Source organism: Idiomarina sp. ST20R2A10, assembly GCF_051842345.1.
GTDB lineage: Bacteria > Pseudomonadota > Gammaproteobacteria > Enterobacterales > Alteromonadaceae > Idiomarina > Idiomarina loihiensis.
On the sequence record NZ_JBNIEY010000014.1, the window covers coordinates 1 to 18,128 of the forward strand.

The 18,128-nt window shown below is 46.5% G+C and carries 10 protein-coding genes; 9 read left to right on the forward strand and 1 reads right to left on the reverse strand.

Going from position 1 to position 18,128, the window contains the following annotated elements; all coding sequences use genetic code 11:
* The first annotated feature begins 280 nt into the window (after positions 1-280).
* The 5 genes from ACP7H9_RS13575 (at position 281) to tilS (ending at position 9,746) form a co-directional block, all read left to right on the forward strand.
* The gene (locus tag ACP7H9_RS13575) at positions 281-2,470 is read left to right on the forward strand and encodes a M3 family metallopeptidase (protein ID WP_272990543.1); all 2,190 of its coding nucleotides are present in this window, start codon (positions 281-283) and stop codon (positions 2,468-2,470) included.
* 100 nt (positions 2,471-2,570) lie between these two features.
* On the forward strand, positions 2,571-3,866 hold the full coding sequence (locus tag ACP7H9_RS13580) for an NAD(P)/FAD-dependent oxidoreductase (protein WP_110013818.1): 1,296 nt from the start codon (positions 2,571-2,573) through the stop codon (positions 3,864-3,866).
* A gap of 78 nt (positions 3,867-3,944) precedes the next feature.
* A complete protein-coding gene (gene dnaE, locus ACP7H9_RS13585; protein WP_110013817.1) occupies positions 3,945-7,421 on the forward strand; it encodes a DNA polymerase III subunit alpha in 3,477 nt (1,158 codons plus the stop codon).
* A 15-nt stretch (positions 7,422-7,436) separates the two neighbouring features.
* The gene (accA, locus tag ACP7H9_RS13590) at positions 7,437-8,393 is read left to right on the forward strand and encodes an acetyl-CoA carboxylase carboxyl transferase subunit alpha (RefSeq protein ID WP_110013816.1); all 957 of its coding nucleotides are present in this window, start codon (positions 7,437-7,439) and stop codon (positions 8,391-8,393) included.
* Between the two features lie 6 nt (positions 8,394-8,399).
* Complete coding sequence (gene tilS, locus ACP7H9_RS13595; protein ID WP_439222899.1) at positions 8,400-9,746, forward strand: tRNA lysidine(34) synthetase TilS; 1,347 nt, start codon at positions 8,400-8,402, stop codon at positions 9,744-9,746.
* Here tilS and ACP7H9_RS13600 read toward each other — a convergent pair.
* Positions 9,712-10,617: a GGDEF domain-containing protein gene (locus ACP7H9_RS13600; RefSeq protein WP_011234922.1), complete on the reverse strand. Its 906-nt coding sequence runs from the start codon at positions 10,615-10,617 to the stop codon at positions 9,712-9,714. The two genes, tilS and ACP7H9_RS13600, sit on opposite strands and share 35 nt — an antisense overlap.
* A 167-nt stretch (positions 10,618-10,784) precedes the next feature.
* On the opposite strand from ACP7H9_RS13600, the gene ACP7H9_RS13605 reads away from it, so the two are divergent.
* The 4 genes from ACP7H9_RS13605 (at position 10,785) to ACP7H9_RS13620 (ending at position 18,126) form a co-directional block, all read left to right on the forward strand.
* The gene (locus ACP7H9_RS13605; protein WP_439222900.1) at positions 10,785-12,752 is read left to right on the forward strand and encodes a cation:proton antiporter domain-containing protein; all 1,968 of its coding nucleotides are present in this window, start codon (positions 10,785-10,787) and stop codon (positions 12,750-12,752) included.
* Between the two features lie 120 nt (positions 12,753-12,872).
* Positions 12,873-14,102, forward strand: coding sequence for an efflux RND transporter periplasmic adaptor subunit (locus ACP7H9_RS13610; RefSeq protein WP_011234920.1), 1,230 nt, complete (start codon positions 12,873-12,875; stop codon positions 14,100-14,102).
* 5 nt (positions 14,103-14,107) lie between these two features.
* Positions 14,108-17,284: an efflux RND transporter permease subunit gene (locus ACP7H9_RS13615; protein ID WP_439222901.1), complete on the forward strand. Its 3,177-nt coding sequence runs from the start codon at positions 14,108-14,110 to the stop codon at positions 17,282-17,284.
* A 131-nt stretch (positions 17,285-17,415) separates the two neighbouring features.
* Positions 17,416-18,126, forward strand: a complete 711-nt coding sequence (locus ACP7H9_RS13620; RefSeq protein ID WP_110013812.1) for a DUF599 domain-containing protein — start codon at positions 17,416-17,418, stop codon at positions 18,124-18,126.
* Positions 18,127-18,128 lie beyond the last annotated feature (2 nt).

The following is an 18,128-nucleotide window of genomic DNA, read 5'->3' on the forward strand; positions in this document are numbered from 1 at the left end:
AGTGGTAGTTCAGTTGGTTAGAATGCCGGCCTGTCACGCCGGAGGTCGCGGGTTCGAGTCCCGTCCACTCCGCCATTATTCTCTCTCTTAGTAATCCCCCCTGTAAAATCTAAATTAATTATCTTTTTTATTTTCTTTCGTTTGTTGTATTTTTTATCCATCTTAAGTTTTACCCCGAAGATCATGCTTTTTGCCGTTTAGCTCTTGAGCCTGAGCCTCCACAGGGCTAGAGTATTGTCACCAAAATCACAATGATAAACATAGACAACGGGAGATACCCATGCGGAAAACTTTACTGGCTGTAGCTGTGAGTGCGGCAGTATCGTTGGGAGCTTGCAGTGATGCAAATGACTCATCGACAACTGAGAACAAAACTGCTTCAACTGAAGCTTCTAAAGACAGCAGTCAACAAGCAAAAGAAACCAACCCATTCTACAAACCCAGCCCTCTGCTGTATCAGGCACCTGACTTCGATGCCATTGAGTTCAAACATTTTGAGCCTGCGTTTGAAAAGGGTATGGAAGAGCACATGGCTGAAATTGAAGCCATTGCAAATAACTCAGCAGAGCCAACATTTGAGAATACCATTGTAGCGATGGAAAAATCGGGTGCGATCCTTGGCCGTGTTTCATCAGTTTTCTACAACCTGTCATCGTCCAATAGTAATGAACAAATTCGCGAGCTGCAGGGTAAGTTAGCTCCGAAGTTAGCGGCTCATAGCGATAATATTCGTCTGAACGCTAAATTGTTTGCCCGAATTAAGTCACTTCATGACAAACGTGACGAATTAGAGCTGGATACTGCGTCAGAACGTTTATTAGAAGACACCTACAAAGGTTTTGTCCGTGCTGGTGCTGAACTAAATGAAGATGAGCAGCAACAGATTCGCGATGTTAATTCGCAACTTTCCAGCCTGACCACAGAATTTCGCAACAGCTTAATGAAGTTGACCAAGGAAAATGTGATTGTCGTTGATTCTAAAGAAGAATTAGCCGGCTTAAGTGATAGTCAAATCAGTAGCTTGGCGAGTGCGGCTGAAAGCCGTGATATGCCGGGTAAATACGCCATTACTTTAACTAACACAACACGTCAGTCTATTTTGACTGATCTTGAAAACCGCGAATTGCGTCAGCGCATTTGGGAAGCGTCCTCAAACCGTGGCACAGGAAATACCGAAACCGATACTCGCCCAATGGTTGCAAAGCTAACTCAGTTGCGTGCAGAAAAGGCGAATCTATTAGGTTATGACACCTGGGGTGATTACGTTCTTGAAGAAAACATGGCCGGTAATCCAGAAGCCGCTCAAAAAATGTTGCGTGATCTGGTTCCTGCAGTTGTAAGCAACGTTGAAAGCGAAGCCGAAGAGATTCGTGCGATGATTGAGGCTGAAGGCGAACAGCATGAACTGAAACCGTGGGACTGGTTCTACTACGCAGAGAAAGTTCGCGAAGAAAAATACGCGATTGACTCTGACGAAGTGAAAAAATACTTCGAATTTAATCGTGTTCTGGAAGACGGCGTGTTCTATGCAATGAACCAACTGTTTGGCATCACTTTTGAAGAGCGTAACGATATCCCTGTTTATCAGGATGATGTTGTTGTTTATGAAGTGAAAGACGTAGACGGCTCAAGTTTAGGTTTGTTCTATGCGGACTATTATGCTCGCGACAGCAAACGCGGTGGAGCCTGGATGAGCTCGTTCCGTACTCAGTCTGAATTGATGAACCAGAAGCCGGTTATTTTGAATAACATGAACATCACTAAAGCGCCTGAGGGTGAACCAACCTTGTTAAGCTTTGATGAAGTTTCAACCATGTTCCATGAAATGGGCCATGCGTTGCACGGCATGTTCTCTGACGTGAAATATCCATCTCAGGCAGGTACGTCTGTGCCGCGTGACTACGTTGAGTTCCCTTCAACTTTCCAGGAAGACTGGACGCTGAACCCGAAAGTTATTGCAAATTATGCAAAGCATTACGAAACGGGTGAACAGATTCCTGACGAGTTACTGCAAAAAGTACTGGATGCACGTAACTTTAACCAGGGCTTTGATACTTTAGAGTATATTTCCGCTGCGTTACTGGATCTTGAGTATCATACAGTGGAGCCGGGTACAGAAATTAGCGACATTGAGAAGTTTGAGCAGGACGCGCTGGAGAAAAACGGTGTAGCGATTGAAGCTGTACCACCACGCTACCGTTCAACTTACTTTGCTCACGTATTTGCGGGCGGCTACTCAGCAGGTTACTACGCTTACATGTGGAGTGAAGTGCTGGCAGCCGATGCGTTTAAACACATGGGCAATAATGGTGGTTTGAGCCTTGAAAATGGCCAGGCTTTCCGTAAAGAAATTCTGTCCAAAGGCAGCAGTAAAGATCCTATGCAACAGTACATCGACTGGCGTGGTCAGGAGCCAACTGTTGAAGCCTTACTTGAGCGTCGCGGACTAACGAATCCTAGTATTGACTAAGTCATACTGAAATAATTTCGACTGAACAGTCGTTATCTAAAGCCACTGGCGTTATCATCGTCAGTGGCTTTTTTATTATCTGCAGATAGGCGAGGCACAAATGCAAGAACGGATTGTAATAGTTGGTGGCGGTGCAGGCGGATTAGAATTGGCTACTATGCTGGGAAGAAAGCTGGGTCGCAAGAAGAAAGCAAAGATAATGCTAATTGACAGAAACAGTACCCACTTGTGGAAGCCGTTGTTGCACGAAGTTGCCTCAGGTGCTCTGGACTCGCGGCTGGCTGAACTGGATTATCGCGGACAAAGTGCCCGCGAGGGTTTTCAGTTTCTGGTTGGCACTTTAGAGGCTGTGAATAAAAACGAAAAGTCGATTCAATTAGCGGCAATAAAAGATGAGCAGGGTAATGAAGTGTTGGCGCCGCGCAGTATTCAATACGATAGATTAATTCTTTCCATTGGCAGTGTTACCGCAGATTTTGGAACCCCCGGAGTTAGCGATCATTGCTATTTCCTGGACTCATTACGCCAGGCGGATGAATTCCATGAACATTTATTAAATGAATTTTTACGAGTAAACCAGTCGATTGAGGACGGCGAAAATACGAAATTGTCACTGGCTATTGTGGGCGGCGGGGCGACCGGAGTTGAGCTGGCTGCTGAACTCATTCACTCAGTGTCATTGTTGTCTATTTATGGTCTTTCTTTCCTTGATCAAAAGCATTTTGAAGTTCGTTTGGTCGAAGCCGGTAAACGATTGCTGCCTGCGTTACCTGAGCGTTTGTCAGCATCAGTAGAGAAGAAACTGAAATCGTTAGGTGTCGAAGTCATATTGGGTAACCCGGTTACTGAAGTAAAAGAAAACACTCTGGTGTTGTCTGAAGGAGAGAATATCAACGCCAATTTAATGGTCTGGGCGGCTGGTGTCCGGGCTCCTGACTTCGTCAGTGAATGGGGTCTGAAAGTGCGCAAAAACAATCAAATTGAGGTAAATGAGTATCTCCAGTCAGTATCTGACGAAAGCATTTATGCTATTGGTGACTGTGCTGGTTGCCGCATAGATGACGAACGTTGGGTACCACCAAGGGCCCAGTCCGCACATCAGATGGCTGAATGTTTGTATCAGAATATTGTACGTGAGTACCGCAACAAACCGGCAAAAGCCTTCAAATATAAAGACCGGGGTTCACTCGTCTCACTGAGTCGTTTTTCGGCGGTGGGTAATTTAATGCAAAGTAAAAGTCTGTCAATGTCGCTTGAAGGCACTTTAGCGCGTTGGGCTTACGCCAGTTTATACCGGATGCACCAAAGAGCCTTACACGGCTGGTGGAAGATGTTTTTGTTGTTAATGGTGGACAAACTTAACCATGTTGTAAAACCGCGACTGAAGTTACACTGACGATATACTTCAGAGGCTGCTTAAGGCACAATAACGACCCTAAAATGATAATGAAAAAAGCCAGACTGTATCCGTAAAATGACTGCACCAAATTTTGTTCACTTAAGAGTTCATAGCGACTTTTCCATGATAGATGGACTGGCGAAAGTTGGTCCAATTTGTGAGGCTGTTGCTGAAGCGGGTATGCCTGCTTTAGCCATTACCGACCAAATGAACTTTTGTGGTTTGGTTCGCTACTATGGAAAAGCGCATCAACTGGGCTTAAAGCCTTTAATAGGGTGCGATTTCTGGGTGCAGGCTGACTATCCTGAATCTGAAATTTTCCGCCTGACTGCATTGGCAATGGATAATGAAGGTTATCAGCAGATAACTCAGCTTATTTCAAAAGCTTATTTGCGCGGTAATATTAAAGGCAAGCCGGTTATCGATAAAGACTGGCTGAAGGAGCATAACGAGGGCATTATTTTGTTGTCCGGAAGCCGTCAGGGTGATGTAGGACATGCTCTAATTAAAGGCCACGACAGCCAGCTGGATGCTGCCCTCGATTTCTACCAGCAATATTTTCCTGACCGCTATTACCTGGAACTGGTGCGCACCGGTCGGCCTCAGGAAGAAACCTATTTACATAAAGCGGTGGCTTTAGCCGGAGAAACTGGCCTACCCGTTGTCGCTACTAATGAAGTGGTTTTCCTGAAAGAAGAAGACTTTGATGCTCACGAAATTCGTGTGGCTATTCACGACGGGTACCAGTTGGAAGACAAACGTCGGCCGAAAAAATATTCACCACAACAATATTTGCGCTCCAGCGAAGAAATGACAGAGTTGTTTTCTGACATTCCTGAAGCAATAGAAAATACTGTTGAAATAGCCAAGCGCTGTAATGTCACTGTGCGTTTGGGCGAATACTTCCTGCCTAAGTTTCCAACTGGCGACCTGACCACGGAAGAGTTCTTAGTTAAGGTTTCGGAAGAAGGGCTGGAAGAACGTTTAGAGTTTTTGTTTCCTGACGCGGAAGAGCGACAGCAAAAGCGTCCAGAGTACGATGAACGACTCAAGCGTGAGCTTGGCGTTATTAACGATATGGGCTTCCCCGGGTATTTCCTTATCGTTATGGAGTTCATTCAGTGGAGTAAAGATAACGGCATACCCGTAGGCCCGGGGCGCGGTTCAGGTGCTGGCTCTCTGGTGGCTTATGCACTTAAAATAACGGATTTGGATCCGCTTGAATTTGACTTACTTTTTGAGCGATTCCTTAACCCTGAACGGGTTTCTATGCCAGATTTCGATGTCGACTTCTGCATGGATCGTCGGGATGAAGTTATCGATCACGTTGCTGACCTGTATGGTCGTGAAGCGGTTTCGCAAATTATTACCTTCGGTACTATGGCGGCTAAGGCTGCTATACGAGATGTCGGACGGGTACTGGCTCATCCCTATGGTTTTGTCGACCGAATTTCCAAATTAATACCGGGCGATCCGGGCATGACGCTGGCCAAAGCCTTTGAAATTGAGCCCCAGCTTGGCGCCGCGTACGACCAGGATGAAGAAGTTAAGGCCATTATTGATATGGCGCGTATTCTTGAAGGTGTGACTCGTAATGCTGGTAAACACGCTGGTGGCGTGGTTATTTCTCCAACCAAAATAACCGACTTCTCGCCACTGTATTGCGATGATGAAGGTAACAACCCGGTCACTCAGTTTGATAAAGATGATGTTGAGTCGGCAGGTCTGGTTAAGTTCGACTTTTTGGGTTTGAGAACGCTGACCATTATTCAGTGGGCGGTTGATATGGTGAACCGCCGGCATGCTAAGAGCGGTAAAGATCCTATTGATATTACGTCGATTGATTTAACTGATCCGGCGTGTTTTAAACTGTTGAAAAAAGCCGAAACAACGGCGGTGTTTCAGTTAGAGTCGCGTGGCATGAAAGAGCTTATTAAAAAGCTTTTGCCAGACTCTTTCGAAGACATTATCGCCCTGGTGGCGCTATTCCGGCCGGGGCCACTGCAGTCCGGCATGGTTGATAACTTTATTGACCGGAAGCACGGCAGGGAAGAAATTTCGTACCCCGATGCTGAGTATCAGCATGAGAGTTTGCAACCCATACTAGAGCCGACTTACGGTGTCATTCTCTACCAGGAACAGGTCATGCAAATTGCCCAGGTTCTGGCTGGCTACACTTTGGGTGGCGCAGATTTGTTACGCCGTGCAATGGGTAAGAAAAAGCCCGAGGAAATGGCTAAGCAACGAGAAATTTTTGCTAAGGGTGCGGCGCAAAATAATATCGACCCTGAACTGGCGACGAAAATCTTCGACTTGGTAGAGAAATTTGCCGGTTATGGCTTTAACAAGTCGCACTCGGCTGCCTACGCTTTAGTTTCATACCAGACTTTATGGATGAAAACCCACTTCCCGGCAGAATTTATGGCCGCGGTGATGTCCGCCGATATGGATAATACCGACAAAATTGTCACTCTGGCGGACGAATGTGAACGCATGGGACTGGACTTGTTGCCTCCGGACGTAAACAAAGGCGAATATAAGTTTACCGTCGATGAACAGCAACGAGTGGTGTACGGTATAGGCGCAATAAAAGGTGTGGGTGAAGCGCCAATTGAGTCTATTATTAAAGCCCGGGAAGAAGGCGGGCCGTTCCGGGATTTATTCGACTTCTGTTGCCGGGTTGATCTGAAGCGAATGAATAAGCGCATTCTGCAGCGCTTAATTCGTGCTGGCGCAATGGACAACTTAGGACCTCACCGTGCTTCATTAATGGCGACGCTGGAAAAAGCCATTCGTCAGGCCGAACAGCATTTGAATGCGGAAAAAATTGGTCAGTCGGATATGTTTGGGGTGCTTACCACCGAACCTGAAGCGGTTGAACAGGAGTTTGTCAGCGTACGTAAATGGTCGGAAGCGGTCTGGTTGGAAGGAGAGCGCGATACCCTCGGTCTTTATTTGACTGGTCACCCCATTAACCGTTTTCGTGCAGAGCTCAAACATTACATTAATAGTACATTGTCCAATGTTACTCCTACCCGTAAAGATGAGAGTATTGCTATTGCCGGGCTGGTGATTGATGTGAGAGTACTGACCAATAAAAGAGGTCAGCGTTTTGCTATAGTGACTTTAGATGACAAAACAGCGCGCATGGATGTACGCTTATTTAGTAACGAATACGAAAGTTATCAGGAATTGCTCGAAAAAGACCGAATTTTGTGGATAAAAGGTGAGGTCAGATTTGATAACTTCAGTAATAGCAATACAATGACTGCCAGAGAAGTGATGGCAATTGAGCAGGCTCGGGAAACTTATCTCCGGCATTTAGCAATTACAGTGACGGATGAGCAGCTTGCTAAAGGTCTTGCCGGAAAACTGGAAAAGCTATTACAGCCCTTTGCTGAAGGGACTTGTCCGATAAAAATGCGGTATCAGTCGGAACGCGTTGAAGCCACGTTAAATGTTGGCGCACAATGGTATGTGAATCCGTCTGATGAATTAATATACGAATTACAGAATTTGCTGGGAACTCAGCAAGTTTCACTTGAATTTTAAAGGAAATGACAGCGAATGAGCCTTAATTTTCTGGATTTTGAACAACCTATTGCGGAACTTGAAGCGCAAATCGAGGAACTGAAGTCTGTTGGCAACCGCGGGCAACTGGATCTTAACTTAGAAGAGGAAGTGCAGCGACTGACCACCAAGAGTCAGGAACTGACAGAGAAAATCTTTTCTGATTTAGGTGCGTGGCAGGTTGCACAGCTGGCGCGTCATCCGTTGCGTCCTTACACGCTTGACTATATTCGCATGATATTCACCGAGTTTGACGAAATGGCGGGTGATCGCTCTTTTGCTAATGACGAGGCGATTGTTGGCGGTATTGCGCGTTTAGACGGCACTCCGGTTATGGTTATCGGCCAGCAAAAAGGCCGTGAAACCAAAGAGAAGATCCGTCGTAACTTTGGTATGCCCAAGCCGGAAGGTTATCGTAAGGCGCTACGCCTGATGCAAACCGCCGAGCGTTTTAAAATGCCAATTGTTACCTTCATTGATACACCTGGAGCTTACCCGGGAATTGGTGCGGAAGAGCGCGGTCAGAGTGAAGCCATTGCACGTAACCTGAAAGTTATGGCTCGTTTAACCGTTCCTATTGTTTGTACTGTTATTGGAGAAGGTGGTTCTGGTGGTGCTCTGGCTATTGGCGTCGGTGACCGCGTTAATATGCTGCAATACAGTACCTACTCGGTTATTTCTCCGGAAGGTTGTGCTTCTATTTTGTGGAAAAGTGCCAGCAAAGCGCCATTAGCGGCAGAAGCTATGGGCGTAACCGCAGCGCGGAGTAAAGAGCTGGGTCTGGTTGATTCTGTGATACCTGAACCTTTAGGTGGCGCACACCGCCATCAGGAAGAAATGGCGGTACGCCTTAAGCGTCAGCTGATTGCTGATTTAGGAAGCTTACAGGGCTTAAGCCATGAGGAATTGCTGGACCAGCGTTATCGTAAACTCATGTCTTTTGGTTACTGCTAATTACCAATGATGAAAGATGGTCTTTACGACCTGTTTTGTGAAAGCTTAGAGTCTCTTGCATTAAAGCCGGGGCAGCAATTAGTTGCTGCCCTTGGTGGCGGGGCTGACTCGCAAACTATCCTCGATTTACTGATGCGCTTTCGTCAGCAGAACCCTCAGTATCAGTATTTAGCCATTCATTTAGATCATAGTTTTCACCCCAGTTCAGCTGACTGGTCGTCGACTATTGAGCATGCTGCTAAGGCCTATGGTGTAAAAACGGTTTTTGAACCGCTTAATGTCCCAATAGAAAACCGCCAAAGCAAAGAGGCCGCAGGGCGTGAAAGCCGTTACCGGAGAATGGCCGAGCTGACTGAGGATGATGCGGTATTGCTGTTAGGGCAACACCGCAATGATCAGATCGAGACCTTTTTTTTGCAATTAAAACGCGGCAGCGGGCCAAAAGGCTTATCCTCAATGGCTGCTATTCAGCCTTGGGTTGGCCGCCGTCGTCTCTGCCGGCCTTTGCTTAGAGTGAGTAAAGAAGACATTTTAAGCTACGCGCAGCAACGGAAATTAACCTGGATTGAAGACGATACGAACTATGATACCCGTATTGAGCGGAATTTTTTGCGGCATAAAGTGGTGCCGTTATTAGAGCAGCGTTGGCCTCAGTTTGGGAATAGCGTGCTGAGGTCAGCAAAACTTTGTGCCGAGCAACAGCAGGTGATGGATGAACTCTTGCAGGAAAAGCTGTATAAGGCGCAGAAGCACAAAAGTCACTTTCCCCTCAGTTTACTGAGTGAGCATTCTGCGGCTATGCAGCGAGCGTTACTGCGAGTCTGGCTACAAGAACAAAAATATTCGTTGCCCAGTTACGAGCAACTGGAGCAAATTCGCTTACAAGCTCAAAGCGCAACAGACGACAGCCAAATGCAGGTTCAGTGTGATGGCTACAGTGTGCGCTACTTTCAATACGCACTATGGTGTGACAACAATACCGGGCAATTACCGGCAGATTGTTGGTTAGCTGAGGCCAATGTTGACCTGGGGGAATGGGGCAAGTTAAACGTGCCTGGCGCACTGCTGATGAATAATAATAAGTTGAGATTAACCTTTTCGTTAACCTCAGAAAAGCTGGCAAAGCCTGGGCGTCAGGGGCGCAAAAAACTGAAAGACTGGCTGAAGCAGGCGGGAATTCCGCCGTGGTTAAGAGCCCGACGGCCGATACTTGAGCTGAACGGTAAGTACGTGTGGGTAGCCGGACTTGGCTGGTTCAGCTACCAGGTTATTGAGAAAACAGAATTCGACAGCCTTAAGTTACCTGAGCCAAACTGGGTTAGCTCAGGTGCTGATTCTTACCGGCAACTTTAGCGGCGTAAAGGCGTCTGTCGGCTTCATCAATAATATCCTGGGGGCTATGAAAACTTTCCATAACCAGGCTACCGGCGCTAACGCCAATATTGAAAGTGGCAAGACTAATATCGTTATCGAGCGCATCCCGAATACGCCGAAAAACGTCCTCCGCTTGTGCTGGTCGCGTGTTTTCCAGTATTAATACGAATTCATCGCCACCATAGCGAAATACCCGATCCGTATCGCGCAATTGCTGTTGCAATAAATTGCCAAACAGCTTCAGTACTTCATCGCCTTGTTGGTGCCCATGACGGTCGTTGACGTTTTTAAATCCATCCATATCCAATAACATGACAATATGAGACTGTTTGTTATCGCGCTTTAAACGGGCACTGATGTGCTCAAGCGTTTCGTCCAGTAAGGCTCTGTTGCCAAGGCCGGTTAAATGGTCTCGTATTGCAACTTTTCTTAAACGTGAGAAATGCATAGCGTTACGCAAAGGGAAAGTCAGCTGTCGGTGCATTTGTTCCAGGCGCACTTTATTCACATAGGACGGTTGGCGTTTGAATTGATAAACCATTTGTCCTAAGTATTCTTTATCGGCATAAAGCATTACAGAGTATTCGCTCTCAAGGCTTTCGTAGTCGCCAATTAAATTAATAATTTGGTCATCAGAGATAAATTGCAGGGCACTTACCGGTAGACGCTGAACCATGTAATCAGCGTATATAGACAATACCTGATGCAAATCGAGAGATGTCTGCAACCGTTCAGTTAACGGGGTTGATTTGCTTTGCAAGTCAGCCGATGAGGTTAATTGACTGATAATTGCCTGAGTTTTGTTCTCAGTTGCCTTACTCTCAGTTTTTGCTACAGCTCTGTTTAGCATGACAAACCTTTTTGCCTGAATTTGATAATTGAAAATTTATTTGCAAATATTAGGCCAAGAATAGAAAAGCTATATTTTACAAAACGTTATAAGAGATAGTTTTTCTGAAACAAAAGAGTGTTACTATTTTGACACTCATAAAAACACAGAAATCCAGGAGTTTATGAATGAACGGTACATTTTCCAGCCTTCTGCTTTTATTAGCGGTTGCCGTTATTCTTGTCTGGCTCTTCAGAAGGGTGAAATTGCCAGCAATTTTAGCCTACCTGGTTGCCGGTATTATTGCCGGGCCGGATGTTATGGGCTGGATAGCTGACCCGGATGATTATCATCTGGTGGCTGAGCTGGGTATTGTTTTGCTCCTGTTTTCGCTGGGGCTTGAGTTCTCTTTACCTAAGATGATCGCCATGCGGCGATGGGTATTCGGGTTAGGCGCGGCTCAGGTTCTTGGCTCCTTGTTAATCTTTTTGCTTATCGGCTTTATCTGGCTGGATGAATGGGCTGCATCTCTGGCTATTGCCGGAGCGCTGGCCTTGTCCTCTACTGCGGTTGTTATCAAGCAATTAAAAGAAAGTGCACAAACGTCAACCCGTCGCGGGCAGATGAGTGTCGCCATTTTGCTGTTTCAGGATATAGCGGTGGTGCCACTGCTTATTATTATTCCTTTGCTGGCCTCCGATAACGGTAATATCGGCTACACCTTATTACTGGCTCTGGCTAAAGGTGCCGCCGTTATTGCTGTACTAATGACAATAGGTAAATGGGTCTTACCTTATTTGTTCAAAGAAATAGCCAAGCAAAGAACCGATGAACTGTTTGTTCTGGCGACGCTTCTGGTCGCACTGGTTGCCGGTGGTATGACTCATGTTTTTGGTCTTTCTATGGCGTTAGGTGCTTTTTTAGCCGGAATGATGCTGGGGGAAAGCCAGTATAAACATCAGCTGGAAGCCGATATTCGCCCGTTTCGCGATATTTTAATGGGCTTGTTCTTTACGACCATAGGCATGCAGCTTCAGCTTTATGGGTTTGTCCAGAATTTTCATTGGATACTCCTCGCTTTAATTGTAATGGCCGTGATTAAAATTGCGTTAATTAGCTCAGTAGCACGTTTTATGGGCGAGCGGGATGAGGATGCCTGGGGCAGTGGTATTTCACTATTTCAAATGGGGGAGTTTGGCTTTGTTATCGTCGCGTTAGCAAGCACTCACGGCTTACTGAGTAAAGAAATAGTCACCAGTATGATAGGTATTGGTGTATTGAGTATGGCGATAACACCTATTGTTATTCACCGTTTGAAACCTTTAGTGAATCTGGTTGTTCGCCACCCTGATCCTCTGGTCGATATTGAACAGCAACGAACAACCGGTAGTGAAGGGCTGGAGAACCAGGTACTGATTTGCGGCTTTGGACGGGTTGGGCAAACCATGAGTCGATTTTTAGACGCAGAGGGAATTACTCATATAGCTGTAGATAATGACCCCATGCGAGTTCAGGAAGCCGTTGCCGGTGGTGCCCGGGTCTACTTCGGTGACAGTGCCAGAAAAGATATTTTACGTGCGGTAGGAGCCGAGAGTGTCGATCTGATTATTATCAGTTTCGCCGATGACCTGCGCGCTCTCGAAGTACTAAAAGAGCTTCGCCAGTTAAACCCCGATGCCTACATTATTGTACGGAGTCGTGACGATACAAGATTGACTCAGTTACAGGAAGCCGGAGCGTCTCAGGTGGTTCCAGACACACTGGAAGCGAGCTTAATGCTGATTTCTCATGTGCTTAGCCGCAGTGGTATTCCAATACGCCGTATTCTTGCGCGGCTGGATAAAGAAAGACGCAACCATTACGGTGAAATGCATGGCTTCTTTCAAGGGGATGAAACTGAGATTACGCCAGAACTTGCTGACAAACTTGAGTTTTTACGTGCTTTAACCTTACCTGAAGGTGCCTGGGCGACGGGCAAACGCATTGATGAATTAGACTGGGAAAAACATCAGGTACAGTTAAAAGCTTTAAGGCGTGACGACGAGGAAATTCAGGAGCCCGATGGTGATACCGAGTTACAACCGCAGGACGTGGTCTTGCTGGTGGGTAAACCGCGTTATGTTGAGGCCGCGGAACGTTGGTTACTGGAAGGCTGAAACAGTCAGTTACAACTTAGTGCCGGAATCACACAACTGGCAACAGTTAACGCCTAACATTTTACATTATTAACAGTAATAATAATGCTGTGAGTTAACCAATTATGAGAACAATAAAAAATGAAATTTAAAAAACGAGCCTTTATTCCGCCGTTAATTATTGTTGGAGCTATCGTTTTATCGATACTTGCAAGCATGTCTGCGGAGCCGCCAAAACAAAAAGAGCGAAGTAAACCTGCTGCGATGGTTGAAGTTCTGGAAGTCAGCCCTCGTGACATGACGTTTATTGTTGATTCTCAGGGCACGGTAAAACCAAAGCATTCCACTACTCTGGTTGCAGAAGTGACCGGGCAAATTGTTGATGTCGCTGCGAATTACCATGCCGGTGGTTTCTTCAAGAAAGGCGATATGCTGGTTCAGGTCGATCCGTCTGACTATGAAGTTGCGGTCCAACAGGCCCGGGCTAACTTGTTGCAGGCCCAGTCTGAGTTAGAACAAGAGAAAGCACGTGCCCGCGTTGCTGAAGAAGAATGGTCGGCCTTCAAAGAAGGGAAAGCACCTGAACTGGGCTTGCGCAAACCGCAGCTTGCCAGTGCCATTGCCGCGGTAGAGTCAGCCGAAGCGAACCTGGCTAAAGCCGAGCGTGATTTAGAGCGAACCACCATAAAAGCGCCTTACGATAGCGTACTTCGTAGTAAAGAAGCCAATTTGGGGCAGTTTGTTTCAACGGGTAGCCAGATAGCCTTGGTATTTGATACCCGTACGGCAGAAGTTCGGTTGCCATTAAGTGACCTTGATATGACTTATATTCTAGATCCGGCTCTTGCTGAAGAAGCGCCCCGAGTGCAGTTAGAATCTATGGTTTCCGGTGAGTCGGCAACCTGGCAGGGACGTCTGGTTCGGACAGAAGGCGTTTTAGATGAAAACAGCCGGGTTATCTATGGTGTTGTAGAAGTTTCTGACCCTTACAATCTGGGTGAAGAGACACATCCTATTCCTTTGCGCTATGGGCGTTTCGTGCAGGCTAAAGTTGAGGGCACTGTGGCTCAGGGAGTTATGGAAATTCCTACCTATGCACTGAATCCTGATGGGTCTGTCTGGATTGTTCCTGAGAGTCGCGAGCTGGAAAAACGTGATGTTGAGGTTGTGCGAACTCAGGGCAATACAAGCCTTATAAGCTCCGGACTGGAAAGTGGAGATAAAGTGGTGCTGACGCAGCTGAAGAATGCGTTACCGGGTATGAAGGTACGTTTGCCCGGCGACCCACTGCCAGAGCAAATGGAAACAACGGCTAAAACAGATGAAAACGGTGAGAAAAAAGCCGAAGACTCTGAAAATGTAGGCGGGTAAACATCATGACGACTGAAAAACAAACCGGTCTGATTGCGTGGTTTGCACGCAACTCGGTAGCCGCAAATTTATTGATGATCATTATTCTGGTTGCAGGCGCACTATCGGTATTTAGTGTGCGCAAGCAAATGTTTCCTGAAATTGAACTGAATATTATCAGTATCCAGGTACCTTTCCCCGGTGCTGCACCACAGGAAGTGGAGCAGGGCGTTATTATGCTGATAGAAGATGCCATTGAGGATGTTGATGGTATCGAAGAGATGACCTCTCAGTCGCGCGAAGGCGGCGGTAGTGTCACTTTGGAAGTTGAACCTGACTATGACGTGCAAGTTGTCATGGACGAGGTGAAAATGCTGGTAGATGCCATTCCTAACTTCCCTCAGCAAATCGAGAAGCCGAATATCTATCGGGTAAGACCACAGCGACAAGTTATCTGGATGTCGGTTTATGGCGACCTGGATGAGCGCTCCCGTAAAGAGCTGGCGAAGGAAGTCAGAGATGAGCTCAAGACTGTCGGCGGCATAACCAAAGTTGAGGTGGTTGGTGACCGTGATTATGAAATTTCGGTTGAGATTTCTCAGCAGGATCTTGAACGCTACGGACTGACCTTCTCACAAATTGTTGACGCGGTTCGCGGAACCTCAATTGATGTTGCTGGTGGTTCAATAAAGACCCCTAACGGTGACATTTTACTGCGTGCCAATAACCAGGCCTATGTTGGCGGTGAGTTTGAGAAAATTGTTTTATTAAGCCGTGCTGACGGTACGCGTTTAACTCTGGGTGATATAGCCAAAGTAGAAGACGGTTTTATTGAAGAAGAGTCGTATACCCGCTTTGACGGTAAACCGGCAACTTTTGTCCGGGTGCAGTCAGTGGGCGATCAGAACGACCTTAAGATAGCAGAGTATGTCCGTGGTTATACGGAAAGAAAAAATGAAGAGCTGCCCGACGGCGTTCAGGTAGCACAATGGGGAGATTCGTCTTATTACCTGCAAGGCCGTTTAGACTTGATGCTGAACAATATGTGGATGGGTGGACTGTTGGTATTCCTCATGTTGTCGCTGTTCTTACAGCTGCGCTTAGCGTTCTGGGTCATGATAGGCATTCCGGTGTGTTTCCTGGGTACTATCGCGTTAATGCCGCTGCCGATGTTTGATATCTCTATTAATATGATATCGCTGTTCGGCTTTATACTCGTGTTAGGGATAGTGGTGGATGATGCAATAGTCATAGGGGAGAGCGCCTATACCGAAATAGAGGAAAACGGTAAAAGTATCGATAACGTTATTGCCGGAGCCAAACGAGTCGCTATGCCGGCTACCTTCGGTGTATTAACAACCATGGTTGCTTTTATACCGATGTTGACGGTTGAAGGCGGCATGGGGGCCATTTGGGAGTCTATTGCCTGGGTCGTTATTCTTTGTCTGGCGTTTTCTTTGGTGGAGTCAAAACTCATATTGCCGGCACACATCGCCAATATGAAGTACTCCAAAGAAAAAGGTGAAAAAGCCAATGCGTTTCAACGCTTCCGTAATAAATTTGCAGGTGCAATTAAGTCATTTGTAGAGAACTACTATCGACCATTTCTTAAGAAGTGTCTGCATTATCGCTATACGACTTTAGCCAGTTTCGTTGCATTACTGATACTAATGGCTGGGTTGATGAGTGGCGGTATTGTGCGCTGGGTATTCTTTCCCGATATTCCCAGTGACTTTGTGCAGGCTAACGTTGAGATGCAGCCCGGAACGTCAGAAACTCGTACCATTGAAGTTCTGAACAGTGTTGAAAAATCACTCAACGCAGTAAACAGTAGAATAAAAGAAGAGGATGGCGAAGCTGTTGTCCGCCATACCAATATCTGGATGGACGGTAATACTGCTGGTACTGTTTTTGTTGAATTGAAAAAAGGTGAAGATCGCCAGATAGACGGGTTTGAAATTGTGAACCAGTGGCGTGAAGCTGTTCCTGAACTGGCCGGAGTGCGAGCTCTTAATTTTCAGGGAAGCATGAGCGGCGGTAGTGGCTTTGATATTGAATTTCAGTTAGTGGGTGAAGACCTGGACGAACTGAAAGCCGCAGCTGATGAGTTGAAATTGGAACTGGCTGACTACGACGGTGTGTTCGATATTGAAGATACCTTTGGTGACGGTAAAGAAGAGATTTTGCTGCAGACTAAGCCTTTAGCGACAGCTATGGGGATTAATCTGGCTGAATTGGCAACGCAGGTACGCTACGCATTTTACGGTGCCGAGGCACAGCGTATACAACGAGGCGACGAGGAAATTAAAGTGATGGTTCGCTATCCTCGTGACCAGCGTGAGTCGGTTGGCAATTTACAGGATATGAAGCTGCGCGCAGCGGATGGTTCTGAAATTCCGTTTACTGAGTTGGCAGATATTGAATTTGCCGAAGGCTACAGCACGATTACTCGTATCGATCGCCAGCGCTCTGTGAATGTACGCGCCAGGGCCGACAAAGACAAAGTAGAACCTTTCCGCGTTGTAAATGAAGTTCGTGAACAAAAAATCCAACCAATTCTGGATAAGTACCCTAGTGTTAACTTCCAACTCCAGGGGGCGACTCAGGATGAAGCTGAAGCAACAGGCTCTCTTGCTCTTGGCGGTTTTTTGGCAATGTTTGCGGTCTACGCACTAATGGCCATTCCGCTGAAGTCCTATAGTCAGCCGCTGATCATTATGTCGGTGATACCCTTTGGTATTATCGGTGCAATTATTGGACACTGGGTTATTGGTATGCCGGTTAGTATTTTGAGCTTGTTTGGTATTATTGCGTTAGCCGGGGTTGTGGTGAACGACAGTCTGGTCATGGTTGATTACGTTAACCGGGCCCGGGAGATGGGAACGGATTTACGTAAGGCGGTGCTGGATGCCGGTTGTCGTCGCTTTCGCGCAATAACCTTAACCTCGTTAACGACTTTCTTCGGTTTGCTTCCGATAGTGCTGGAGAAGAGTCTGCAGGCTAAAATAGTGATACCAATGGCAATATCACTGGCCTTCGGTATTATTTTCGCAACGGTTATTACCTTGTTGTTAATACCTTGTTTGTACTTGATTTTGGCTGATACTAAGCGAGGGATGCGTACCATGCTGTCCTGGTATGGGCTGGCAACGCCGCCTGAACCTAAAGATATGAGTACCAAAGAGGCACTGGAGCACTACTAAGTGTCTGAGGAAATGAAAGAAAGCCGGAGCTAAGTCTCCGGCTTTATCGTATGGCTAGTCATAAACTGGTAAACTAATTACTCTAAACTGTTAAATTATTAATAACCGAACACTCCAGAGGAAACCCTGACATGTTGCTGTCGCTTCTTGATCTTGCCGCATTGCTATTTTTCTTTTTCTGCTGGATAGGCTATTCATTGTTTGCCCGCAAACGAGCCCGAACCACGCATTGTTTGTCGAGTATTCTGTGCTCGTTAAGAATTGACTGGTTTACCACTGTCATGCACAAAGAAAATCAAGTTGCTGACGCGTCACTTATTGGCAATGTCGAGAGAACTGTCACCTTTTTCGCCTCCTCTACCATTTTAGTTTTGGCCGGTGTTATTACGGTCTTAGCACATGCCGATGAAGTTGTGTTGGTGCTAAATGAAATTCCGATGAGTCCCGCTACCAGTTCTATTTTGGTGCAGTTTAAGCTGTCGGTGTTAGCCATTATCTTTATCTACGCCTTTTTTAAGTTTACCTGGTCTATTCGTCAGTTCGGTTTTGTGTCCGTCCTGCTGGGAGCCTCGGTCGAGTATCACCAGGGCAATAAACCGGAAGAAGAGCGTCAGCGTTTTGCTATGCACGCAGCAAAAGTACTGGATCAGTCCGGGCATGAGTACAATAAGGGTCTGCGCACATATTATTTTGCTTTGGCCTATTTATCCTGGTTTCTGCATCCTGTCATCTTAATTGCTTCAAGTGCTGTGGTGGTCGCAGTGCTTTATCGTCGTGAATATCGCTCACGAGTATTACGTGAATTGTTGGCAACGAAAGGCTATGTGCCGGGAAAAAAATAGGA

What these genes read in the sequence shown, in the direction of transcription:
- ACP7H9_RS13575 (WP_272990543.1), top strand. Translation starts at nt 281, where the DNA reads ATGCGGAAAACTTTACTGGCTGTAGCTGTGAGTGCGGCAGTATCGTTG.
- ACP7H9_RS13580 (WP_110013818.1), top strand. Translation starts at nt 2,571, where the DNA reads ATGCAAGAACGGATTGTAATAGTTGGTGGCGGTGCAGGCGGATTAGAA.
- dnaE (WP_110013817.1), top strand. Translation starts at nt 3,945, where the DNA reads ATGACTGCACCAAATTTTGTTCACTTAAGAGTTCATAGCGACTTTTCC.
- accA (WP_110013816.1), top strand. Translation starts at nt 7,437, where the DNA reads ATGAGCCTTAATTTTCTGGATTTTGAACAACCTATTGCGGAACTTGAA.
- tilS (WP_439222899.1), top strand. Translation starts at nt 8,400, where the DNA reads ATGATGAAAGATGGTCTTTACGACCTGTTTTGTGAAAGCTTAGAGTCT.
- ACP7H9_RS13600 (WP_011234922.1), bottom strand. Translation starts at nt 10,617, where the DNA reads ATGCTAAACAGAGCTGTAGCAAAAACTGAGAGTAAGGCAACTGAGAAC.
- ACP7H9_RS13605 (WP_439222900.1), top strand. Translation starts at nt 10,785, where the DNA reads ATGAACGGTACATTTTCCAGCCTTCTGCTTTTATTAGCGGTTGCCGTT.
- ACP7H9_RS13610 (WP_011234920.1), top strand. Translation starts at nt 12,873, where the DNA reads ATGAAATTTAAAAAACGAGCCTTTATTCCGCCGTTAATTATTGTTGGA.
- ACP7H9_RS13615 (WP_439222901.1), top strand. Translation starts at nt 14,108, where the DNA reads ATGACGACTGAAAAACAAACCGGTCTGATTGCGTGGTTTGCACGCAAC.
- ACP7H9_RS13620 (WP_110013812.1), top strand. Translation starts at nt 17,416, where the DNA reads ATGTTGCTGTCGCTTCTTGATCTTGCCGCATTGCTATTTTTCTTTTTC.